Origin of the sequence: Streptomyces sp. NPDC047982 (assembly GCF_043204165.1) — a bacterium.
Classification (GTDB): Bacteria; Actinomycetota; Actinomycetes; order Streptomycetales; family Streptomycetaceae; genus Streptomyces.
In genome coordinates this window covers 67,454-89,167 of sequence record NZ_JBIDBS010000020.1, presented here as the reverse complement: position 1 = coordinate 89,167, position 21,714 = coordinate 67,454, and the positions used below count along the sequence as shown (strand labels likewise).

Genomic DNA, 21,714 nt, shown 5'->3' with positions numbered 1-21,714 from the left:
TGTTACACCTATGTATGTGGCAGCCATAAAGAGCGTTGGCCTTATTGCGAAGGCGACTACTCGGCTGGCCCCGATCACGCGACGTTCGCCCTGTTCACGACCTCTCGGAGGCGTTCGTCGGCGACAGGAGAGGGAGCCGTGAGGGTGGGCGATGGCGCTGCAGCGGCCACCGGTGCCCCGTGGTCGGCGCATCCGCAAGTGAAGGTGGGTAACCGAAATGAGTGTGCGCCTCTATCTGGACAGCGTCCGGCAGCCCCGTATGCCGGACGGGTCGGCGGGCGAATGGGGCGACTTCTTCGACGGTGCGATGGAGCTGGAGGCCAAGAACTGGCCGCCGCTGCTGTGGTGGGCGATGTTCAGCCGCGGAGACGTGGTGGAGGCGAGGATCGCCGACACCGAGGACGTCGGTACCGATGAGCACGCGGAGTTGCTGAGCGAGTGGGGCGAGGCCACCTACCCGTACCTGGTGGTCGACCAGCCGACGGCGCTGTCGCGACTGCACGCCCGGCGGCACGGATTGACCAGTCGGCTCGGCGCGCGGTTCTCGCCCCTCTACGATGAGTTCGTCGCGCTCATCGACGCCCGGTTCGGCCCCTACGTGCTGCTGCGGACCGAGGCGTTGGCCGATGGCGGCGAAGGCGGCATCCGCCTGCGGTTCGAGGACACCCTGGCCGACTTGGAGCGCCTCGACGGCGGTCACGCCACGGCGGCCGACGGGCCGGTGGACAACCTGATCTCCTATTTTCACCGGTGGCAGCACACGGATCCGGTCTGGCTGCTGTCAGGTGTCGGCGACGGATGGCCGAGCGTCGCGCTGCGGGAGCGCTTCGCCGCCACTGCGGTCGGGCGGTCATCCAGCCGGACTGCCGCGCGGTCCACCGCTGTGGACTGGGTGTGGGGCGTTCTCGTCGTAGTCTGCGGCATCGGTGGGTACTGGCTCACCGGGAGTGCCTGGCCGATCGTCGTCGCGTCCGGCGTGGTCCTGGCCGTGCTGGTGGCAGGTTTCGTCCGGCGGCGGGGGTGAGCGGGCAGGTCGGCACGACGTCAATCCGACCCGAGACGGCAGCCGGCCGCCTCACGGCCGGGCAGGCGCACGCCTGAGGGGAGGCGACCGAGACCGGATCTGACGTAGCGTCAGAAAAGTCTTCACATCGCCTGGGTGCTGCGTTATACATGGGAGTCACCGGGCTGGAACACGTTCTAGAACGGGTGTGAAGGCCGGTCCCGCGCGGCCTCGGTGCGGTCGACGGTGCGGACGGCCGCGCCGAGGTCTCCCACCGTCAAGGAGCAGCATTCCCATGCCGATTGATGCCGAAAAGGCTGTCGCCGCCGAACCCCGTTCCAGCCGGATCAGCTGGGACCACAAGGACGTCCAGCTTTACCACCTGGGCATCGGTGCGGGCTCCGGTCCCGCCGGGGCCGACGCCACCACCGACCCCGGCGAACTGCGCTACACCCTGGAGTCCCGGCTCCAGGTGCTGCCGTCCTTCGCCACGGTGGCGGGTGGGGGCATGGTCGGCTTCGGCGGGCTCTCCTCGCCCGGCGTCGACATCGACCTGGCCGCCGTCCTGCACGGCGGACAGAGCGTCCGGGTGCACCGGCCGATCCCCGTCAAGGGCGGCGCCGTGCAGACCTCGAAGGTCGCCGCGGTGTACGACAAGGGCAAGGCGGCCGTCCTGGTGCTGCGTACCGAAGCCGCTGACGACGAGGGTCCGTTGTGGACCAACGACGCGCAGATCTTCGTACGGGGCGAGGGCGGTTTCGGCGGTGAACGCGGCCCGTCCGGGAGGTCGGACCCGCCCACCGGTGACCCCGACCACGTCGTGGAGCGGCCCGTCCGCCCGGACCAGGCACTGCTCTACCGCCTGTCCGGTGACTGGAACCCGCTCCACGCCGATCCCGAGTTCGCCCGGCGGGCCGGTTTCGACCGGCCGATCCTGCACGGACTGTGCACCTACGGCATGACGCTCAAGGCCGTCACCGACACGGTGCTCGGCGGCGACGTGACCCGTATCCGCTCCTACCGCACCCGATTCGCCGGGATCGTCTTCCCCGGCGAGACCCTCCGCATCCGGATGTGGACCGGCGAGGACCATGTCCGGGTCGAGGTGAGTTCCGTCGAGCGGGACGACGCCCCGGTGCTCGGCGACACCTTCGTCGAACACTCCTGATCCGATTCCGAGAGGTCCGTGGGCCCGCGGCACGGGCCCGCGGGGACGCGTACACGACCCGGGCCCACGAGGGGAGCCGCACCATGCGCGCAGCCGTACTGCACGAGATAGGCCAGGACGAACTGGAGGTCCTCGACGACGTCGAGGCGGTGGGCTTCGGTCCGGGGAAGGTCCGGATCCGCGTCCGCGCCACCGGGCTGTGCCACTCCGACCTCTCCGCGATGAGCGGCGTGCTGCCCCAGCCGGCCCCCTTCGTCCCGGGCCACGAGGGAGCGGGCGAGGTCGTCGACGTCGGCGACGGCGTCACCGGGCTGAAGGCGGGAGACCGGGTGCTGGTCTGCTGGCTGCCCGCGTGCGGGGCGTGCCCGTCCTGCAGGCGCGGCCAGGGCCACCTCTGCCTGGCCGGCTTCATGAACGCGGGCACCCCCAACTTCAAGCGCCCCGGCGGAGACGTGTTCGGTTTCGCGGGCACCGGCACCTTCACCGAGGAGGTCGTCGTCGGCGCGGGCTGCGCGGTGCCGATCCCCGACGACGTCCCGTTCGAGATCGCCGCGCTGATCGGCTGCGGGGTGACCACGGGGCTGGGTGCGGCGATCAACACCGCACGGGTGGAGGCCGGTTCGTCGGTGGCCGTGATCGGCTGCGGCGGCGTCGGGATCTCGACCGTCCAGGGGGCCAGGGTGCAGGGCGCCGCCCAGATCGTCGCCGTGGACCCGGTCGAGTCCCGGCGCGAGGCGGCGCTGCGGTTCGGTGCGACCGAGGCCGTGTCCCCCGAGGCGTTTGCCGACGCCAGGCAGCGGATCACCGCGGGCGAGGGCTTCGATTACGTCTTCGAGGTCGTCGGCAAGTCGGCCACCGCCCGCACGGCGTACGAGAACACCCGGCGCGGCGGCACCCTCTGCGTCGTCGGCGCGGGCGCGCTGGACGACCACTTCCAGGTCAACATGTTCGAGCTGTTCTTCGACGAGAAGCGCATCCTGCCCTCCATGTACGGCGGGGGCGACGTGCTCCGCTCCTACGGACGTGCCATCGAGTTGTGGCGGGCCGGCCGGATCGACCTCGAATCGATGATCACCCACCGGGTGCGCCTGGACGGCATCAACGACGCACTCGACCAGATGCGGACCGGGGCGTCGTTGCGCACCTGCGTCGAGCTCTGAACTGCTCGGCGCCGCTTGTGCCACCCGCCCCGCCAGCCGCCGTCCGGACTGTTCCGCACGGGCTGTTCCGCGCGGGCTGTTCCATCCGGCCCGTTCCCACCCGGGCCGGGTCCCTCGACGCGGCCCCGGTGGCGGCCCCGTGCCCGTACCCCCGCTCCCGTCCCCCCGCTCCCTCCTGAGAGGTTCCGAGAAGCCGATGTCACATCCCCTGTCACTTCCTCTGGACGGCCTGAGCGCGATCGTCACGGGCGCGGGCCGCGGCCTCGGACGTGCCGAAGCGCTGGAGCTGGCCCGGCTCGGCGCGTCCGTCGTCGTCAACGACTACGGGCAAGCCGGACGCGACGGCTCCGGCGAGGCGTCGGCGACCCCGGCGCAGGAGGTCGTCGAGGAGATCCGCGCGGCGGGCGGCCGGGCGGTCGCGCACCTCGGCGACGTCTCCGACCACGACCAGGCCCGCTCCCTGGTGGAACTGGCCGTCGACACCTACGGAAAGCTCGACATCCTGGTCAACAACGCGGGCATCCTCCGCGACCGGATGATCTTCTCGATGACCGAGGACGAATGGGACTCCGTCATCAGGGTCCACCTCAAGGGCCACTTCAACACCACGCACTTCGCGGCGGCGCACTGGCGCGCCCGTTCCAAGGAGTCCGGCGGTCCGGTGTACGGACGGATCGTCAACACGTCCTCGGAGGCGTTCCTGGCCGGCTCGGCCGGGCAGCCGAACTACGCGGCGGCCAAGGGCGGCATCGTCGGCCTGACCACGTCCACGGCCCTCGCCCTGGCCAAGTACGGCGTCACCGCCAACGTCATCTGCCCGCGCGCCCGCACCCGGATGACCGAGGACGTCTTCGCGGGTTTCCAGGAACCGGAGGGCGGCAGGCTCGACCCGCTCGCCCCCGAGCATGTCTCGCCCCTGGTCGGTTACCTGGCCTCCCCGGCCTCGGCCCGGGTCAACGGGCAGCTACTGGTCGTGCACGGCGCGATGGTCGCGATCGTCGAACGCCCCAGGGTGGCCGCGAAGTTCGACTCGTCGAAGGAGACGTTCTCCTTCGACGAGCTGGACGAGCTGATCTCGCCGTACTACGCCGACCGCCCGCCCAACGAGACCTTCGCGGCGGCGGAGGTGCTCGGCCTGAAACGGGGCTGAGCCGGTCGCGCACGTACCGGTACGGGAGCGTTCCCGCCGCGCACCGGCACGGGAGGCCCGCGTACCGCGCGGGAAGGGGCCAGCCGCGCCGGGAGCCCGAAACGGGTGGGCCGGGAACGAAACCGGTGTGCGCGGGAACCGGGAACGGGTGGGCCCCGGAAGCCGAGAACGGCTCCCGGGGCCCACCCGTCCCTCGTCGATGATGTCGATGTTCCGCGCGGATCAGGCCGCCCGGCTGTCTCCCTCGGAGGGGCGGCGGTGGCGGCCGTGCGGCTGTACTGCCGTGTCGTCCGTCGACACACCCCCTCGGTGCTTTCCGGAGCCGCCGGCTTCGGCCCGTTCCGCGTCCGCCCCCTGCGGGCGCGTCTGGGGCGTGTCGGTTCGGGCTTCAGACATGTGGGAAGTCACCCCGTCGTGATCGCTTACGTGCTTGCGTGTGAGTGTCACCAGGGCCGATCACGCCACCGCGACATGACACGGCCGCCTCCGGCGACCGCCGATACGGCTGCGTGGCCCAGGCCCGAAATCTTAACCAGGCACCACGCGTCCCACGAGTGGTGCCTGCCCCAGTGGAACCGGTCTGCACACGGGAAGAGGCACGCCGGTGGCGGACGGTTGCATACCGCTTTCCGCGCCCCTTCCGGCCCCCCGCCCCGTCCCGGCGACGACACCCGCCGCGTCCGCCGGAAGGTCCACCGACGCGTCCACCGACGCCACCCCGCACGCCACGTCCGCGTCGGCGTACGGCAGCCTCAGCACGCCGTCACGGGTCCACACCCCGCGGCCGGCCTGCCATCCCTCGGGCGCGGCCATCTGGAACAGCCGACGACCCGTCGGACGCCACAGCCCCAGCCAACTGGCCCCCGCCCCGTCGACGCGCAGCGCCACCGCACAGTCCTCCGGCGTCAGCATCTGCCCCGGCTGCACGGCGAACGGCGTCACCGCCACGTCCGCCGGGCACAGGCACTCCGGGAAGCGCACCGGCAGACAACTCCCCAACACCCCCCAGCCGAGCCGGTCGTGCCCCGGCGCGTTCGAACGGATCAGCAGCAGTCCGCTGTCCGGGTCGGCGAGCAGCAGCCGGTCGTCGCTGTCCGGCCCGATCTGGAGCAGCGGCGTCACCTCGCCGCCCCGCCCCAGGTCCACGGCCACCGCCTTGACCGGGCCGCCGCCCGGCAACTCCCGGTCCAGGGCCAGCATCCGCCCGGCCCGGTCGAGCCAGACCCCTCCGGTGCAGCGGCCCGGCACCTGTGCGACCGGCTCGGGTCCGAGGACGCCGCCCGTGACCAGCCAGACGGTGGTGGAGCGTGCGCCGGGTGACAGGGCGTACGCGCTGGCGCCGTCCGGGCACGGCGGCAGCAGCGTCAGCTCCTCGCATCCGATGGCGCCGAGCGGCAGTTCACCGGTGCCGGGGCCGGTCGGGTAGAGCAGCGAGAACGCGTGCCGGTCCGCGACCCGGCGCCGGACCAGTACCCGCCCGTCGGCCAACGGAAGTACGTCCGAGTCCGGTTCCTCCGGCTGGTCGAGGGGGAGCGGCACCGCGTACGGCTCGTGCCCGTCGAGCGTCCAGCGCTCCACGCACCACGCCTGCGCGGCGGGGCCGGACGGTTCCCCGGCCGCGTGGCACGGATCCCCGGGGACCTCGCGCGGGGCGAGCCGGGCCGCGTACGAGCCGTCCGCCGCGATCGTGAACGCGGGCCGCGCCACCGGTGCGTGCGGCGGGTCGTCGTCCCGCGGTACCGCGTCTCCGGCGCCTCCGGCCGTTCCTGTGGCCCCTGTGGCCCCGCCCTCGATGGCACAGACAGTCACGGTCTGATCACCTCCAGCGACAGACGGTAGTTATCGCACTTCCAGCCGAACAACGCGAGACTCTCCGCTTCACACATAAGGGTGGCGATGTCCGTAATTCCCTGACGAGAGGGGGGTGGTTGTGGTCCCCCCTGGGTGAGTGGCTAAGGTTAGGCATTCCTAAGCAGCGCCTGCTTGACCTACGGCTTGATCGACAACTGGAGCAAGACATGTCCCTTCGTCGCCGCGGCACCGCCGCAGTCGGCCTTGCGGTGGCCGCCGCCCTCACCCTCTCGGCCTGCGGGAGCGACGACGGGGGCTCCGCAGGCTCCGCCAAGCAGGAGAACGGCGACGACAAGAAGGCGGCCGTCGCGGTGGGCGGCAAGGACTTCGCCGACGCCGCGAAGAAGACGGCCGGGTACGGGACGGACGCCAAGGCGGGCGAGTTCCCCCGTACGATCACCCACGCCATGGGCAAGACCGAGATCAAGGCGGCCCCCAAGCGCGTCGTCGTGCTGGACGTCGGCGAGTTCGACAACGTCGTCTCGCTGGGCGTGAAGCCGGTCGGCTACGCCCCCTCCGAGGGGAGCGCGGCCATCCCCTCGTACCTGAAGAAGGACGCGGGCGACCCGAAGAACATCGGCACCATCAACAACCTCAACCTCGAGGCGATCGCCAATCTGAAGCCCGACCTCATCCTCGGCAGCCAACTGCGCGCAGCCGACAAGTACGACGCGCTCTCCAAGATCGCGCCGACCGTGTTCTCCATCCGTCCGGGCTTCACCTGGAAGGAGAACTACCTCCTCAACGCCGCGGCGCTGGACAAGACCGCCAAGGCGAAGACCGAACTCGGCGCCTACGAGGCGAAGGCGAAGAAGCTCGGCGACGACATCGGCGCGGACAAGCCGACCGTCTCCATGGTCCGCTACATGCCGGACCGCATCCGCCTCTACGCCAAGGCGTCCTTCATCGGCACCATCCTCGAGGACGTCGGCCTGCCCCGGCCCGAGAACCAGCAGATCGACGACCTCGCGGTGGAGATCAGCCCGGAGAAGATCGACGAGGCCGACGCCGACTGGATCTTCACCGGCGTCTACGGGGACGTGAAGGCGACCAAGCGCGACACCACCCAGTCCAACCCGCTGTGGAAGAACCTCGACGCGGTCAAGGAGGGCCGGGCCAAGGACGTTCCCGACGAGACCTGGTACCTCGGTCTCGGCGTCACCGCCGCCGACCTGGTCCTCGACGACCTCCGCGCCGACCTCGTGAAGTGAACCCGCCTGAGTGACCGGCCTTGTGCGGCAACCGGCGTGCGGCAACCGGCCTCACGAAGGGGCCGGCTTCACGAAGGGGCCGGCCTCACGAAGGGTCCGGCTTCACGAAGGGAAAGTCCCCGAAGGACAAGGGCCTCGTGAAGTGGCCGGCCTCTGAAGGGGCGTCCTAGCGAAGGGGGCGGCGTCACGGGGCGGCCGTCTCCGCGTGGGGCGGTCGGTCCCTTCCGCGCCGCGGTCGGTCCCTTCCGCGCCGCGGCCGGCCCTTTCCGCGGCGCCGTCGGTCCGGTGGGGGCGGACCGGCGGTCGCGGCCGGCGGGAGGCCCGCGGTCGTGACCGGTCGCGGCCGGAAAGAGTCTCGCGGTCGTGACCGGTCGCGGCGTCGACGGCGATGACCGGCAGCCCTGGTCGACGGCGCGCGGCGGGCAGGTAGCCTTTTCCTTGTGCCCCGTCTGTCTGAAGTCCTCGCCGAGATCGACGCGCTCTGGCCGCCCGAGCGGGCCGAGAGCTGGGACGCGGTCGGCACCGTCTGCGGCGATCCCGCCTCGCACGTGGACCGGGTGCTCTTCGCCGTCGATCCCGTCCAGGAGATCGTCGACGAGGCGCTCCGGCTCGGTGCCCAGCTGATCGTCACCCACCACCCGCTCTACCTGCGGGGTACGACGACGGTCGCCGCCTCCACCTTCAAGGGCCGGGTCGTGCACACCCTGATCAAGCACGACGTCGCGCTGCACGTCGCCCACACCAACGCCGACACCGCCGACCCGGGCGTCTCGGACGCCCTCGCCGGTGCCCTCGACCTGCGCGTCGAACGGCCCCTCGTACCGGATCCCACCGATCCCGCGGGCCGTCGCGGCCTCGGCCGGATCTGCGTGCTCGACCACCCCGAGAGCCTGGCCGACTTCGCGGCCCGCGCCGCCGCCCGGCTGCCCGCCACCGCGCAGGGCATCCGGCTCGCCGGAGACCCGGCGGCCACGGTGCGCACCGTGGCGGTCAGCGGAGGATCCGGCGACAGCCTCTTCGACGCGGTGCGCGCCGCGGGCGTCGACGCGTTCCTCACCGCCGACCTGCGCCACCACCCGGCGTCCGAGGCCATTCAGCACTCCCCGCTCGGCCTGGTCGACGCCGCGCACTGGGCCACCGAATGGCCCTGGTGCGAACAGGCCGCCGCGCAGCTCGACGCGATTTCCGACCGCCACGGATGGGACCTGCGGGTCCACGTCTCGAAGCGGGTCACCGACCCCTGGACCACCACCACCCACCACACTTCTGGAGCCCCCAACTGAACGCCGCGCCCGCCGACCAGATCCGACTTCTCGACGTCCAGGCCCTCGATGTCCGCCTGTCGCAGCTCGCCCACCGGCGCAAGTCGCTGCCCGAGCATGCCGAGATCGAGTCGCTCACCAGCGACCTCGCGCAACTGCGCGACCTGCTGATCGCCTCGCAGACCGAGGAGAGCGACACCGCCCGCGAGCAGACCAAGGCGGAGCAGGACGTCGACCAGGTGCGCCAGCGGGCCGCCCGCGACCAGCAGCGCCTCGACTCGGGCGCGGTCACCTCGCCCAAGGATCTGGAGAGCCTCCAGCGCGAGATCACCTCGCTGGCCAAGCGTCAGGGCGACCTGGAAGACGTCGTCCTGGAAGTGATGGAGCGCCGCGAGGCCGCCCAGGAGCGCGTCGCCGAGCTGTCCGACCGGGTCTCCGCCGTCCAGGCCAAGGCGGACGACGCCACCGCCCGCCGTGACGCCGCGACCAAGGAACTCGACGAGGAGGCCGCGGCGGTCGCCAAGGAGCGCGAGGTCATCGCCGCCTCCGTCCCCGCCGACCTGCTGAAGCTGTACGACAAGCTTCGCGAGCAGCAGGGCGGGATCGGCGCCGCCCGTCTCTACCAGCGCCGCTGCGAGGGATGCCGCCTCGAACTGAACATCACCGAGATCAACGAGATGAAGGCGGCCTCTGCGGACACCGTGCTGCGCTGCGAGAACTGCCGTCGCATCCTGGTCCGCACGGCGGAGTCGGGCCTGTAATGACCCAGCCGCGCCAGCTCGTCGTCGAGGCCGACGGAGGCTCCCGGGGCAACCCCGGGCCCGCCGGTTACGGGGCCGTCGTCATCGACCCGGTGACGGGGGAGACCCTCGCCGAGGCCGCCGAGTACATCGGCGTCGCGACGAACAACGTCGCCGAGTACAAGGGCCTGATCGCGGGCCTGAAGGCGGCGAGGGCCCTGGCGCCGGACGCGTCGGCGGACGACGCGCTCCGGGTGCGGGTCCGGATGGACTCCAAGCTGGTCGTGGAACAGATGTCGGGCCGCTGGAAGATCAAGCATCCCGACATGAAGCCGCTCGCGGCCGAGGCGGCGCGCGTCCTGCCGCCCGCCGCCGTCACGTACGAGTGGATCCCCCGCGAGGAGAACAAGCACGCGGACCGGCTCGCCAACGAGGCGATGGACGCGGGCCGGCGCGGTGAGCAGTGGGATCCGTCGGCGTCGACGGCCGCCCTCGACACGGCCCGGCCGTCGGTGACCGACGCTCTGCCCCCGGTCTCCGGCCCGCCCGGCGACGCGACGGCGGGCGCGGCGAGAGCACGCGCGGCCCTCGCTTCCCGGCCGTCGGTGAGCCCGGCCCCCTCGCCGTCTGCGACGGGCACGGCCCTGACGACGGCCGCTACGGCTACGGCTACAGCTCCGGCAACGGCGGGTAGCGCAACGGCGAGTACGGCTACGGCCCCGACGACGGCGGCCACGGCTTCGACGGCGCCCGCACCCCAGGTGGGCTGGAGCGCGGCACCCGACCTCGGCGCGCCCGCCACCTTCGTCCTGCTCCGGCACGGCGAGACGGCCCTCACCCCCGAGAAGCGGTTCTCGGGCAGCGGCGGCACCGACCCCGCACTCTCGGAGGCCGGCCGCCGCCAGGCCGAGGCCGTCGCCCGCTCATTGGCCGCCCGGGGCACGATCGAGGAGATCGTCAGCTCACCGCTGCGCCGCTGCCGCGAGACGGCCGGTACGGTGGCGGCCCGGCTCGGTCTGGGGGTCCGGATCGACGAGGAGCTGCGCGAGACGGACTTCGGCGCCTGGGAGGGGCTGACGTTCGCCGAGGTGCGCGAACGCTACGGCTCCGACCTGGACGCCTGGCTCGCGTCCGACGAGGCCGCCCCCACCGGGGGAGGCGAGAGCTTCGCCGATGTCACCCGCCGGGTGGCGGCCGCCCGGGACCGCCTCGTCGCCCGCCACGCGGGCCGCACGGTCCTCCTGGTCACCCACGTGACGCCGATCAAGACCCTGGTCCGGCTGGCCCTCGGCGCCCCTCCGGAAGCCCTGTTCCGCATGGAGCTCTCGGCGGCGTCGGTGTCCGTGGTGGCGTACTACGCGGACGGGAACGCGTCACTCCGGCTGCTGAACGACACCTCGCATCTGAGGTAGCTCGCCTGCGGACGGCCCACGCCCCCGGGGCCCGGGGCTGGGCACAGGGCCCGGGACGAACGGGGTTTTTGGCCGCCTCGGGCGATGGCGCCCGGTCCCCGGGTGTCCGCCCCGGTCAGCCGCGCAGCGCCGCGGCCTCGCGCGCCAGCCGTTCCACCCGTGCCCAGTCCTTCGCCGCCACGGCATCCGCCGGAACCATCCAACTGCCGCCGACGCTACCGACGTTGGAGAGCGCCAGGTAGGACGGGGCGGACGCCGCCGAGATGCCGCCCGTCGGGCAGAACCGGGCCTGCGGCAGCGGCGAGGACAGGGCCGTGAGGTACGCGGTGCCACCCGCCGCCTCGGCCGGGAAGAACTTCATCTCCGTCACCCCGCGCTCCAGCAGCGCGACCACCTCGGACGTCGTCGAGACCCCTGGCAGGAACGGCGCCCCCGACGCCCGCATCGCGTCCAGCAGCGGGTCCGTCCAGCCCGGGCTGACCAGGAACCGGGCCCCCGCGGCGACCGCGTCGGCGACGTTCCGTGCCGAGATCACCGTGCCCGCGCCGACCACCGCGTCCGAAACCCCGTCGGCGATCGCCGCGATCGCGTCCAGGGCGGCGGGCGTCCGTAACGTGACCTCGATGGCCGGGAGCCCCCCGGCGACCAGGGCGCGGGCGAGCGGCACCGCGTCGGCGGCGTCCGCCAGGGCGACTACGGGGAGGACGGGGGCGAGGTCCAGTACGGAGGAGGTCATGCGGCAGATCCTGCCGCGCTCGCGCAACATGCACAACGCGCGTTGCGCATGTTGCAACGCGCCTCGCTGGGGCCGGTCCGGCCGACCCGATTCAGTGGATCTCGGTCACCACGACGTCCAGCGACCACGCCCGCCCGGACCGTGCCGGGGCCTCGGCCTCCACCACGTACCCGAGGTCCCGCAACGTCCCGACCAGCTCCGCGGGCCCCTTCGGCCGTGCGCCCGACACCAGCAGGTCGCGTACCAGACGGCCCTTCGTCGCCTTGTTGAAGTGGCTGACCACGGACCGCTTCTCGACCCCGTCCACCCTCTGGGAGTGCAGCACCCGCACGCTCGCCGTGCGCTCCGCCACCTCTCCCTTCGGCTTCCAGGCGGCGGCGTAGGCGGAGGACCGCAGGTCCAGGACGAGCCCGTCCCCGGCCGCCTCCGGCATGACTCCGGCCAGCGGGCCGCGCCAGTACGCCCCGAGGGCGCCCAGGCCGGGCAGCTTCACCCCCATCGAGCAGCGGTACGACGGAATACGGTCGCCCACCCGCACGGCGCCCCACAGTCCGGAGAAGACCAGCAACGACTTCCCGGCCCGCCGCCTGGCCGCGGCGTCCAGCGAGGCCAGGTCCAGGGCGTCGTACAGCACCCCGGTGTAGATCTCCCCGGCCGGCCGCGTTCCCGCTGTCCGCAGTTCCGCGTTCTTCGCGATCTCGCCGCGCAGCCCCTCGCTCAGACCGAGGACGTCACGGGCCTTCTCCTCGTCCGCCACGCACAGCTCGACCAGTGCGTCGAGCACCGCCGCCCGCGCCGCGGCCAGCCCCGGAAACGCCAGCGACTGCGGCTTCAGCGGCGCGCCCCGCCCCGACGCGGCCTTGCCCTCCGACGGCGGCAACAGCACCAGCACCGCGTTTCCCTTCGTACGTACGCACAGGTGAACGGCCCGCGAAGGGCCTCGCACCAGCCTACGGGGACTTCCGTGGCCCCCGTGCGAGAGCGGTCACGACGGCCCCCGGATCGTCCGCGTGGAACCGCACCGTCCGCGCCGTGCCGCGCCTGCCCAGCGGTCGCACGAACGCCACCGGACCGGCCAGCTCCACCGTCACCGTCGTCTGGCCGCCCACGGCGAGATCGAGCACCCCGTCGGCGCCCACCCGCGTCGATCCGCCCTCGGGGCAGCGCCGTTCGACCCGCGCGGACGCCACCGTCCCCGCCGGAACCCGCACGTCGAACAGGGCGCCGTAACGGATCCGCAGCGCCCGGGCTCGGGCAGCAGACCGATGTGGTGGTAATGCCGGACCGCCCGCGAGGTGACCCCGGCGAGCGCGGCGATCTCTCCTATCCGCATGAGGCCAGTAGAAACGTTGACGCAACGGCAGGGTCAAGCGCTGAACGCCCGCTCCCGTCCGGGCCCTGCCTCGTCCGGGGCTCCCGCCGGACGGGTAGCATGGTCGGTACGGCAGACGAGCCGGGCGGACGGCCGCGTGGTGATCTTCGGATCCCCCCGAGGAACGTCCGGGCTCCACAGGGCAGGGTGATGGCTAACGGCCACCCGGGGTGACCCGCGGGACAGTGCCACAGAAAACAGACCGCCGGGGACCTCGGTCCTCGGTAAGGGTGAAACGGTGGTGTAAGAGACCACCAGCGCCTGGGGTGACCCAGGCGGCTAGGTAAACCCCACCCGGAGCAAGGTCAAGAGGGGCCGTCGCGAGACGGCCCTGCGCGAATGATCGAGGGCGGCCCGCCCGAGTTCGCGGGTAGACCGCAGGAGGCCGGCAGCAATGCCGGTCCTAGATGGATGGCCGTCTCCCCGGCCGCCGCGAGGCGACCGGGTGACAGAACCCGGCGTACAGCCCGACTCGTCTGCCGTCCTGCATGTCCGCGGGTCAGGGCGAGTCTTCTCCATGTCGGCGTTCTCGCCAGGCCGAATCCGGGGCCTCCGGCACCATCAGACGTTCTTCATGGCCTGCCCCACCGCAACGGATCAGCCCGCGCCCCTCGGCGGCGCGGCGGAGGACGGGACCCTCGCCCGCGCCGGGCGGTCACGGCCCGCACTGGTCCGCGCCCGGACGCACGCGGCCGGATGGCAGACGCCGCCGGGCCGGGCCACGGGCCACGGCTGCCCGGGGCCCGGCCCGCCCGGGCGGACCCGGCGGCGCATCCGGGTGGACGGGCCCCCGTGAACTGCTGGGCGCAGACCCGGACGTGAGGCACGATCGTGTCGAGCTGACTCCTCGGGAAAGGTTCGCACGTGTCCGATCACGCCTCCGGAAGCCGCGGTTCCCTGTTCGCGGTGAGCGACCTGCACATCGGGATCGCGGACAACCGCCCCCTCACCGAGTCCCTGCGGCCGGAATCGGACGAGGACTGGCTGATCGTCGCGGGTGACGTCGCGGAACGGGCCGAGGACGTGGAGTGGGCGCTGCGGTTGCTGGCGGAACGGTTCTCCCGGGTGCTGTGGACCCCCGGCAACCACGAGCTGTGGACGGTCAACCGGGACCCGGTCCAGTTGCGGGGGCGGGAGCGGTACGAGCACCTGGTCGAGGTGTGCCGGAGCCTCGGGGTGTCGACGCCGCAGGACCCCTACCCGCTGTGGCCGGGGCCCGGAGGACCGGTGGCCGTGGCGCCCGTGTTCCTGCTGTACGACTACAGCTTCCGGGCGCCGGGGACCGCGACCAAGGAGGAGTCGTTGGCGTACGCGCACGAGACGGGGGTGGTGTGCACCGACGAGTACCTGCTCCACCCCGACCCCTACCCGGGCCGGGACGACTGGTGTCGGGCCCGGGTGGCGGAGACGGAACGGCGGCTCGCCGCGCACGATCCGGGGATCCCGCTGGTCATCGCCGGTCACTGGCCGTTGGTGCGGGACCCCATGAGCGTACTGAAGTACCCCGAGTTCGCGCAGTGGTGCGGCACCGAGCTCACCGCCGACTGGCACCGGCGGTTCAACGTGGCGGCCGTGGTCTACGGTCATCTGCACATCCCGCGCACGACCTGGTACGACGGGGTGCGCTTCGAGGAGGTCTCCATCGGCTACCCGAGGGAATGGCGCGAGCGCGGTCACCCCAGGGGGCTGCTGCGGCGGATCCTTCCGTACGACGGCGGCGCGCCGGTGGCGTGAGGGACATCGGCGACTCCTGTCTCGGGCCCCGACCCGGGGCCGCCCTGGGATCGGTACCCGCCCGACGGCCCGACGGCCCGACGGCCCGACAGCCGACGGGGCGATGCGGACGGGCGGCGGGAACGGGCGCGGCGGGGACCGGCCGGTAACAGACCGGTCGGTCGGTGTCGGCCCCTCCAGCCTTGCCCTCCGACGCCCCGCGTGCCACCGCACGGGCCGACATCGCCTGCGCGGCACCGGGGAATTCAAGCCACGGTCGTGGTGGGCCGGTCGCGGTGGCCGACCGTACCGGCCCGGGCCGGAGCGCCCGTCAGTCGGCCGCGCCGGCCTGGCGGGGCACCGATTCGAGAGCCTCGAACAGCCGCTCGCCGCGGTCCTCGGCCATGTCGAGCGTGGCCAGCACCGCCGGTGTCGAAATGCTCGGCAGCACGAAGTGCAGAAGTACCGAGATGCGATGCCCCAAATCCTCGCGCCTGCAGAGCGCTTGGGACATCACTTGAATGCCGGAGAATGAACCGGCGAGCATTTCCGCGGTCTCGCGGGGGGCGACGTGCGGCAGCAATTCGCCCTGCTCCTTCGCCGCGTTCAGCAGGTGTTCCAGCCTGTCTATCCAGGCACGGAACGGGGTGGCGCGGTCGAGTCCCTCCACCGCCTGGTCCATGGCCAGCCCGACGCTGGCGCGCACCAGCGGTTCATGGCGAAGTCGGTAGGAGAGCAACATGCCCTGGTCAACGAGTTCCTGAAGCTTCGTCAATTGCGGCAGCGGACTGCTGTCCAGCTGCACGTCCATCACCCCGAGCGCCAGGTCTTCCTTCGAGGAGAAGTGGAAGTAAAGTGCGCCTTTGGTGACTCCGGCCCGGGCGAGAATCTCGCTGATGGTGGCGCTGCTGTAGCCGCGTTCATCGAATACGGCGGCGGCCGCCACCAGGATCGACCGTCGAGTCTGGATCGCGCGCGCCTGCTGTGCCATCAGCTACAAGTCTCTCTCCGCCGTGGCGTGGTCAGCACCAAGTATGGCTGGTTAGGAAAACCGGACTGTCAGTATCTTACTGCGGAGGCGGTCGGCCCTCCCGGTATGGATCCTCTGGGAGGAAGACTCATGGTTCAGCTCACCTCGCACAGCGCCTCGGTCCATACCGAGGGCGCCGGGGCCCGCACCACCACCGGAGTCCCGGGCGCCGACGGGGCGGCACCCGGGCGCAGGAAGGCGGACACGGACCTGTTGGGGCGTCTGGTCCACCGGCACGACCCGCAGGACATCTTCCCCACCGGGTGGACTCCGCAGACCGGCACCCAGTTCTCGGTGTCGGCCCGATGGCCGCGCGCGCACCGGTTCTTCGCGCCCGTGGCGGGCCGCCACCAGGACCCGCTGCTGATCGCGGAGACGATGCGCCAGACGACGATGCTCCTGGGGCACGCGGAGTTCGGAGTCCCGGACGGGGACCAGTTCGTGATGTGGGAGCTGGCGTACGTCTCCGAGCCCGGTCGGCTGCTGCTGGACAACGAGCCCTGGGACATCACCGTGGACGTGACCTGTTCCCGCGTCAGGCGTCTGCGCGGGAGCATCGGATCCATGCACGTGGAACTGCTCCTGCACCGCCTGGGCACCGCCCTCGCCCGGGGCGGCGGGCACATCAGCTGCACCTCGGCCAAGGCGTACGGCAGGCTGCGGGGCGACCGCAGACATGTCGTGGGCGCGCCGATACCCCTGCTGCCCGCCGTCTCCCCGGCCGAGGTCGGCAAGGTGGACGAACGCGATGTCGTCCTGGCGCCCGCCGCGCGGAGAAACGTTTGGCGGCTGCGGCTCGATGCCGGGCACCCCACCCTGTTCGCCCGGCCCAACGACCATGTGCCGGGCATTCTGCTGTTGGAGGCGGCCCGCCAGGCCGCCGTCGCGGCCACTCCCGGCCACGACTTCCTCCCCGTGTCGGCGCGGACCGACTTCCTTCGGTACGTGGAACTCGACCGCCCCTGCTGGATCGAGGCGCGGCGCCTCCCGGCCGACGACCCGGCGGTGACCCGGGTGCACGTCACGGCGACCCAGGACGACCGCCCGGCCTTCGCCTGCACCCTCGAATCGCCCGTCCAGGGCTCCCGGTACCGCGCCGTCGTGCCCCGGGGCAGGCAGTCGTGACACCTCGTGGGCCCGAGATCTCGCGTGTGCTCATCACCGGTGCCACCGGCTTCGTCGGCGGCCATGTGGTGGCCGCGGCCCGCGCCGTCCCCGGTCTCCGGCTGCGGCTGATGACCCACCGGACCGCGCTCCCGCCGTCGGCCGGCGCGGACGCCGGACCCCGACCCGGGACCGGGGGAGGAGGCGGGGTGGAGACGGTGTACGGGGATCTCGGCGCCCCGGACACGTTGCGCGGCAGCTGCGAAGGGGTCGACGCGGTGATCCACTGCGCCTCGGCGATCGGCAGTAGCGAACCGACCGCCCGGTCCGTCAATGATCAAGGGACTCGGGCTCTGGTCGAGGAGGCCGTCCGCTGCGGGGTCCCCCGGATCGTCCAGCTGAGCACGGCATCCGTCTACGGGCGTGGTCCGTTCACCCGGCTCCGGCCCGGTGGGGCCGAACCCGCCCCGGCGTCCGTGACGAGCCGGACCCGCGCCGCCGCCGAGCGGCACGTCCTCGCGGCCGGTGGCGTCGTCGTACGCCCGCACATCGTCTACGGGACCGGCGACCGGTGGGCCGTGCCCGGACTGGTCGCGCTGCTCGCACGGCTCTGTGCGGTTCCGGCCGGATGCGTGGCGCGGCACTCGATGATCGAGGCGGGGGAGCTGGGCCGGGCGCTGCTGGGAGCGGCCCTGTCCCCGGAGGGCCCGGCCGGGGTCTACCACGTCAACCACCCCGAACCGGTGAGCTGTTCGCGGCTGCTGGCCACGGTCGTCGACGAACTGCGGCTGCCCTGGGCGGCCGAGGGGATCGACGTGGCGAAGGCCCGCGTGCGGCTCGCCGACGCGCCGTACGCACTGCACCATCTCGGCATGCTCGCCGTGGACCACTGGTTCGCCGACGATCGGGTCGGCCGGGACTTCGGCTGGGAGCCGGGCGAAGGCTTCACGGCCGCGTTCGCCCGGCACGCACCCTGGTACCGGCAACACCTCGAATCCGTGCGGCGGTCAGCCCCCGGGCGGTGAGCGCGGGGGTCGACGTCCGGAGAGATCCGCGGACGGGGCCCGGACTCCGGGGTGTGCGGTGTCCAGGGCGTGTGGTGTCCGGGGCGTGTGGTGTCCGGGCCGGACGGTGGCGGGGCGCGGCTCCTGGCGCGTCGCCAGTCCGTGAGGCGGGTGCCGGTTCCGCCGACCCGGACCAGGGCGTCGCCCATGTCGTCCATGGCGCCGCAGCGTGCGCCCTCGCGCTGCGCGGGGCGCGCGCCGTCGCCCCGGGCGGCCCGGCGGATCCCACGCCAGGTCAAGAACGGATGTGGGACGGTGGGTTCGTCGCGCCGACGGGTCTTCGGCGCAGAGCGCCCCCTCGATGCGTATGCGCGCTTTGCCCCGTGAATCCGTTCCCGCCGCTTTCCTCATCCGCCGGACGCCCCAACGACGCGAACACGACAACAGTTGGACGGGCTGCGCCGGTGCACTGTTCCCAGCACACCACCAGCCAGGGGAGGGACAGATGACGCTCTCATCGCACCCGCAGGAAATGCGTGACGCAGCCCGGCGCTTCGGCCGCCGCCGCTTCCTCACCGTCACGGGTGCCGCCGCGGCGCTCGCGTTCTCGGTCAACCTGCCCGCCGCGGGCACCGCGAGCGCCGCCGAACTGGACGCGCGGAAGATCAAGGAGGATCCGTTCACCCTCGGCGTCGCCTCCGGCGACCCGCTGCCCGCCTCGGTCCTGTTGTGGACGCGACTCGCGCCCCGCCCGTACGAGGCCGGCAGCGGACTGCCCCGGGCCCGGGTCGAGGTGAGCTGGGAGATCGCCCGCGACGCGCGCTTCTCCCGCATCGTCCGGCGGGGCAGGACCACCGCGCACCCGGAGTTCGACCACAGCGTGCACGTCGAGGTCAAGGGCCTTCAAGCCGACCGCGTCCTCTACTACCGCTTCCGCGCCGGGAGCTGGACCAGCCCCGTCGGCCGCACGCGCACCGCACCCGCCCGGGGCGCCCGCAACAGTGAGCTGCGCCTCGCCGCCGTCTCCTGCCAGGCGTACCACGACGGCTACTTCACCGCGTACAAGCACCTCGCCGACGAGGACGTCGCCGCCGTCTTCCACCTCGGCGACTACCTCTACGAGTACGCCGTCACCGCGACCGGCGGCGCCCGCAACTACACCGACCGCACGCTGCCCGCCCACTTCAACCGCGAGACGATCACGCTGGAGGACTACCGGCTGCGGTACGGCCTCTACAAGTCCGACGCCGATCTGCGCGCCGCCCACGCCGCGCACCCCTTCGTCGTCACCTGGGACGACCACGAGACCGAGAACAACTACGCGGGCGGCACCCCCGAGAACGGCGTGCCGCCGGAGGAGTTCCTGCTGCGCCGCGCCGCCGCCTACCGCGCGTACTGGGAGAACCAGCCGCTGCGCGCCCCGCAGCGCCCCACCGGCCCGGACATGAGGCTCTACCGACGCCTGCACTTCGGCGGCCTCGCCCAGTTCGACATCCTCGACACCCGCCAGTACCGCAGCGACCAGGCGTACGGCGACGGCTGGCAGAAGCCCGGACCGGAGTCCGAGGATCCCTCGCGCACCATGACCGGCGCCGCCCAGGAGCGCTGGCTGCTGGACGGCTGGCGCGCCTCGAACGCCACCTGGAACGTCGTCCCGCAGCAGGTCGTCATGGCCCGGCGCAAGGACGTCCCCACCGATGCCTTCAAGCTGTCGATGGACGCGTGGGACGGCTACCCCGCCTCCCGGGCACGGATCCTGAACGGGGCCGAGGCCGCCGGGATCGACAACCTGATGGTGCTGACCGGCGACGTGCACGTGAACTACGGCTTCGACCTGAAGAAGGACTTCGACGACCCGTCCTCCCGCACCCTCGGCACGGAGATCGTCGCCACGTCCCTCACCAGCGGCAAGAACGGTTCGGACAAGCCCGCCAGTTGGGACAACCTGATGCGCGCCAACCCGCACTTGAAGTACTTCAACGGCCGGCGCGGATACGCCCTCGTCACCCTGGGCCGCGAGCGGGCGCGTGCCGACTACCGCACGGTGTCCGCCGTCACCACGCCCGGCGCGCCCGTGACGACCGCCGCATCGTTCGTCACGGAGGTCGGCAACCAGGGACTCACGCCCGCGTAGGCCGGTCACGGCGCGTCGTGGCGGGCGCCGATGCGGTCCCGTACCGCGTCGAGCGTCCGCGTCACGCGAGCCGTCGAGCGGCACCAGCGGCGACTTCGTCTCGCCCGCCCTCCGCCGAGGCGTCCGTACGGGAGCCCACGGCCGCCACCTCGCGCCCGGCAGCCCCGCAGGTCCTCGGTGAACGTCGCCGCGACACCGCCGTTGCCAGTACGCCCCGGCGCACGGCCTCGCCCATGTCCGTCATGCCCGCTCTCCCCGGGAGGTCTCGACCAGTGCGGCCGGGCTGAGAGCATAGATGCAGATTCAACGACATGGAGACGAGAATGGCGAAGAGCGGAGCCCGGCAGGACGACGCCCACATACCGGCCACCGGGGGCCGCGACCGGTCCCACGACGAGGCCGCGGTCCCCGGGAAACCGGTCGCGGCCGAGGCGGTGCGTCGTACCGGGTTGCTCGTCACTCTGGTTCTCGGCGGTCTCACCGCGCTGCCGCCACTCTCCATGGACATGTATCTGCCGGCGCTGCCGGCGGTCACCGAGTCTCTGCACGCCCCCGCCGCGACCGTCCAGCTCACCCTCACCGCCTGCCTCACCGGGATGGCGCTCGGGCAGATCGTCGTCGGGCCGATGAGCGACCGCTGGGGAAGGCGCGGGCCGTTGCTCATCGGCATGATCGTCTATGTCGCCGCCACCGTGATCTGTGTCTTCGCCCCCACCGCGGAACTCCTCATCGGCTTCCGCCTCATCCAGGGGCTGGCCGGCGCGGCGGGCATCGTCATCGCCCGTGCCGTGGTGCGCGATCTCTACGACGGCGTGGAGATGGCCAGGTTCTTCTCCACCCTGATGCTGATCTCGGGCGTCGCCCCCGTGGTCGCGCCCTTGATCGGCGGGCAGGTGCTGCGGTTCACCGACTGGCGGGGCATCTTCGCCGTCCTCGCCGTCGTCGGCCTGCTGCTCACCGTGGTCGTCTGGAAGTGGCTGCACGAGACGCTGCCGCCGCGCGACCGGCACACCGGCGGCTTCGGCGACGCGCTGCGCACCATGCGCGGGCTGCTCACCGACCGGGTCTTCACCGGCTACATGATCGCCGGCAGCCTGGCCTTCGCGGCCCTCTTCTCGTACGTGAGCGCCTCGCCGTTCGTCGTGCAGGAGATCTACGGGGCGTCGCCGCAGACGTTCAGCCTGCTCTTCGGCGTCAACTCGGTCGGCCTGGTCGTGGTCGGGCAGATCAACGGCAAGCTGCTGGTCGGCCGGGTCAGCCTCGACAAGGCGCTCGCCTTCGGCCTCTCGGTCATCGTGCTGGCCGCGACCGCGCTGCTGGTCATGACGTCCGGGATCGTCGGGGAGGTGGGCCTGGTCCCGGTCGCGACCGCGCTCTTCGTGCTGATGTCGGCGATGGGGCTCGCGATGCCGAACACCAACGCACAGGCGCTGATGCGCACGAAGCACGCGGCCGGATCCGCCTCCGCGCTGCTCGGCACGTCGTCGTTCCTGGTCGGTGCCGTGGCCTCGCCGCTCGTGGGTGTTGCGGGCGAGGACACGGCCGTTCCGATGGCGGTCGTGCAACTGGTGTGCGGGCTGGGTGCGCTGGCCTGCTTCCTGGGGATGTGCCGGCCCTGGCGGCGGACGTCGTAACGGACCGGTCCGCACCCGGACCGGGGACGC

General features: G+C 72.3%; 18 protein-coding genes, 1 other RNA gene and 1 pseudogene. 14 read left to right on the top strand and 6 right to left on the bottom strand.

Annotation, left to right across the window (positions count from 1 at the left end; genetic code table 11):
* The first annotated feature begins 217 nt into the window (after positions 1–217).
* The 4 genes from ACGF2V_RS23805 to ACGF2V_RS23790 all read left to right on the top strand — a co-directional run bounded on the left by ACGF2V_RS23805 (position 218) and on the right by ACGF2V_RS23790 (position 4,481).
* Positions 218–1,024, top strand: a complete 807-nt coding sequence (locus tag ACGF2V_RS23805) for a hypothetical protein (RefSeq protein WP_362704066.1) — start codon at positions 218–220, stop codon at positions 1,022–1,024.
* A gap of 274 nt (positions 1,025–1,298) precedes the next feature.
* Positions 1,299–2,171, top strand: coding sequence for a MaoC/PaaZ C-terminal domain-containing protein (locus ACGF2V_RS23800; protein ID WP_362704063.1), 873 nt, complete (start codon positions 1,299–1,301; stop codon positions 2,169–2,171).
* An 83-nt stretch (positions 2,172–2,254) separates the two neighbouring features.
* Complete coding sequence (locus ACGF2V_RS23795) at positions 2,255–3,331, top strand: Zn-dependent alcohol dehydrogenase (RefSeq protein ID WP_362704061.1); 1,077 nt, start codon at positions 2,255–2,257, stop codon at positions 3,329–3,331.
* Positions 3,332–3,527: 196 nt separating this feature from the next.
* Positions 3,528–4,481, top strand: coding sequence for a 3-oxoacyl-ACP reductase (locus tag ACGF2V_RS23790; protein WP_362620355.1), 954 nt, complete (start codon positions 3,528–3,530; stop codon positions 4,479–4,481).
* Between the two features lie 528 nt (positions 4,482–5,009).
* Here the strand turns inward: ACGF2V_RS23790 and ACGF2V_RS23785 are convergent.
* Positions 5,010–6,290, bottom strand: coding sequence for a hypothetical protein (locus tag ACGF2V_RS23785; protein WP_362704058.1), 1,281 nt, complete (start codon positions 6,288–6,290; stop codon positions 5,010–5,012).
* A gap of 209 nt (positions 6,291–6,499) precedes the next feature.
* On the opposite strand from ACGF2V_RS23785, the gene ACGF2V_RS23780 reads away from it, so the two are divergent.
* The 4 genes from ACGF2V_RS23780 to ACGF2V_RS23765 all read left to right on the top strand — a co-directional run bounded on the left by ACGF2V_RS23780 (position 6,500) and on the right by ACGF2V_RS23765 (position 10,957).
* Positions 6,500–7,543 (top strand): iron-siderophore ABC transporter substrate-binding protein, encoded by a 1,044-nt coding sequence (locus ACGF2V_RS23780; RefSeq protein ID WP_362620351.1) that lies wholly within the window; start codon positions 6,500–6,502, stop codon positions 7,541–7,543.
* 440 nt (positions 7,544–7,983) lie between these two features.
* Positions 7,984–8,826: a Nif3-like dinuclear metal center hexameric protein gene (locus ACGF2V_RS23775; protein ID WP_362620350.1), complete on the top strand. Its 843-nt coding sequence runs from the start codon at positions 7,984–7,986 to the stop codon at positions 8,824–8,826.
* Entirely contained in the window at positions 8,823–9,566 is a 744-nt protein-coding gene (locus ACGF2V_RS23770; protein ID WP_362704131.1) for a C4-type zinc ribbon domain-containing protein, read from the top strand. The genes ACGF2V_RS23775 and ACGF2V_RS23770 overlap by 4 nt, the downstream gene beginning before the upstream one ends.
* On the top strand, positions 9,566–10,957 hold the full coding sequence (locus ACGF2V_RS23765) for a bifunctional RNase H/acid phosphatase (RefSeq protein ID WP_362704055.1): 1,392 nt from the start codon (positions 9,566–9,568) through the stop codon (positions 10,955–10,957). The genes ACGF2V_RS23770 and ACGF2V_RS23765 overlap by 1 nt, the downstream gene beginning before the upstream one ends.
* A 115-nt stretch (positions 10,958–11,072) precedes the next feature.
* Here the strand turns inward: ACGF2V_RS23765 and eda are convergent, their stop codons facing one another.
* From eda to ACGF2V_RS23745, 4 genes and pseudogenes are all read right to left on the bottom strand, one after another.
* Positions 11,073–11,693 carry a bifunctional 4-hydroxy-2-oxoglutarate aldolase/2-dehydro-3-deoxy-phosphogluconate aldolase gene (eda, locus tag ACGF2V_RS23760; RefSeq protein ID WP_362620346.1) on the bottom strand — a complete coding sequence of 207 codons (621 nt, stop codon included), beginning with the start codon at positions 11,691–11,693 and terminating at the stop codon, positions 11,073–11,075.
* Between the two features lie 91 nt (positions 11,694–11,784).
* Positions 11,785–12,585: a peroxide stress protein YaaA gene (gene yaaA, locus ACGF2V_RS23755; RefSeq protein ID WP_362620344.1), complete on the bottom strand. Its 801-nt coding sequence runs from the start codon at positions 12,583–12,585 to the stop codon at positions 11,785–11,787.
* Between the two features lie 58 nt (positions 12,586–12,643).
* Positions 12,644–12,904 carry a hypothetical protein gene (locus ACGF2V_RS23750; RefSeq protein WP_362620457.1) on the bottom strand — a complete coding sequence of 87 codons (261 nt, stop codon included), beginning with the start codon at positions 12,902–12,904 and terminating at the stop codon, positions 12,644–12,646.
* 29 nt (positions 12,905–12,933) lie between these two features.
* Positions 12,934–13,026 (bottom strand): annotated as a pseudogene (locus ACGF2V_RS23745) (MerR family DNA-binding transcriptional regulator); the annotation flags it as partial.
* A 116-nt stretch (positions 13,027–13,142) separates the two neighbouring features.
* Here ACGF2V_RS23745 and rnpB point away from each other — a divergent pair.
* Together rnpB and ACGF2V_RS23735 are read left to right on the top strand one after the other, a co-directional pair.
* Positions 13,143–13,544, top strand: an RNA gene (gene rnpB, locus ACGF2V_RS23740) — RNase P RNA component class A.
* A 385-nt stretch (positions 13,545–13,929) separates the two neighbouring features.
* On the top strand, positions 13,930–14,799 hold the full coding sequence (locus tag ACGF2V_RS23735) for a metallophosphoesterase (protein ID WP_362620341.1): 870 nt from the start codon (positions 13,930–13,932) through the stop codon (positions 14,797–14,799).
* Between the two features lie 310 nt (positions 14,800–15,109).
* Here ACGF2V_RS23735 and ACGF2V_RS23730 read toward each other — a convergent pair whose 3' ends face one another.
* Positions 15,110–15,769 carry a ScbR family autoregulator-binding transcription factor gene (locus ACGF2V_RS23730; RefSeq protein WP_362620339.1) on the bottom strand — a complete coding sequence of 220 codons (660 nt, stop codon included), beginning with the start codon at positions 15,767–15,769 and terminating at the stop codon, positions 15,110–15,112.
* Positions 15,770–15,898: 129 nt separating this feature from the next.
* Here ACGF2V_RS23730 and ACGF2V_RS23725 point away from each other — a divergent pair, with 129 nt between their 5' ends.
* The 4 genes from ACGF2V_RS23725 (at position 15,899) to ACGF2V_RS23710 (ending at position 21,684) form a co-directional block, all read left to right on the top strand.
* Complete coding sequence (locus ACGF2V_RS23725; protein WP_362704052.1) at positions 15,899–16,933, top strand: ScbA/BarX family gamma-butyrolactone biosynthesis protein; 1,035 nt, start codon at positions 15,899–15,901, stop codon at positions 16,931–16,933.
* The gene (locus ACGF2V_RS23720; protein ID WP_362704049.1) at positions 16,930–17,937 is read left to right on the top strand and encodes an NAD-dependent epimerase/dehydratase family protein; all 1,008 of its coding nucleotides are present in this window, start codon (positions 16,930–16,932) and stop codon (positions 17,935–17,937) included. The genes ACGF2V_RS23725 and ACGF2V_RS23720 overlap by 4 nt, the downstream gene beginning before the upstream one ends.
* A 484-nt stretch (positions 17,938–18,421) precedes the next feature.
* Positions 18,422–20,050, top strand: coding sequence for an alkaline phosphatase D family protein (locus tag ACGF2V_RS23715; RefSeq protein WP_362620332.1), 1,629 nt, complete (start codon positions 18,422–18,424; stop codon positions 20,048–20,050).
* Between the two features lie 323 nt (positions 20,051–20,373).
* Positions 20,374–21,684, top strand: coding sequence for a multidrug effflux MFS transporter (locus ACGF2V_RS23710; protein ID WP_362704046.1), 1,311 nt, complete (start codon positions 20,374–20,376; stop codon positions 21,682–21,684).
* Positions 21,685–21,714: the final 30 nt, after the last annotated feature.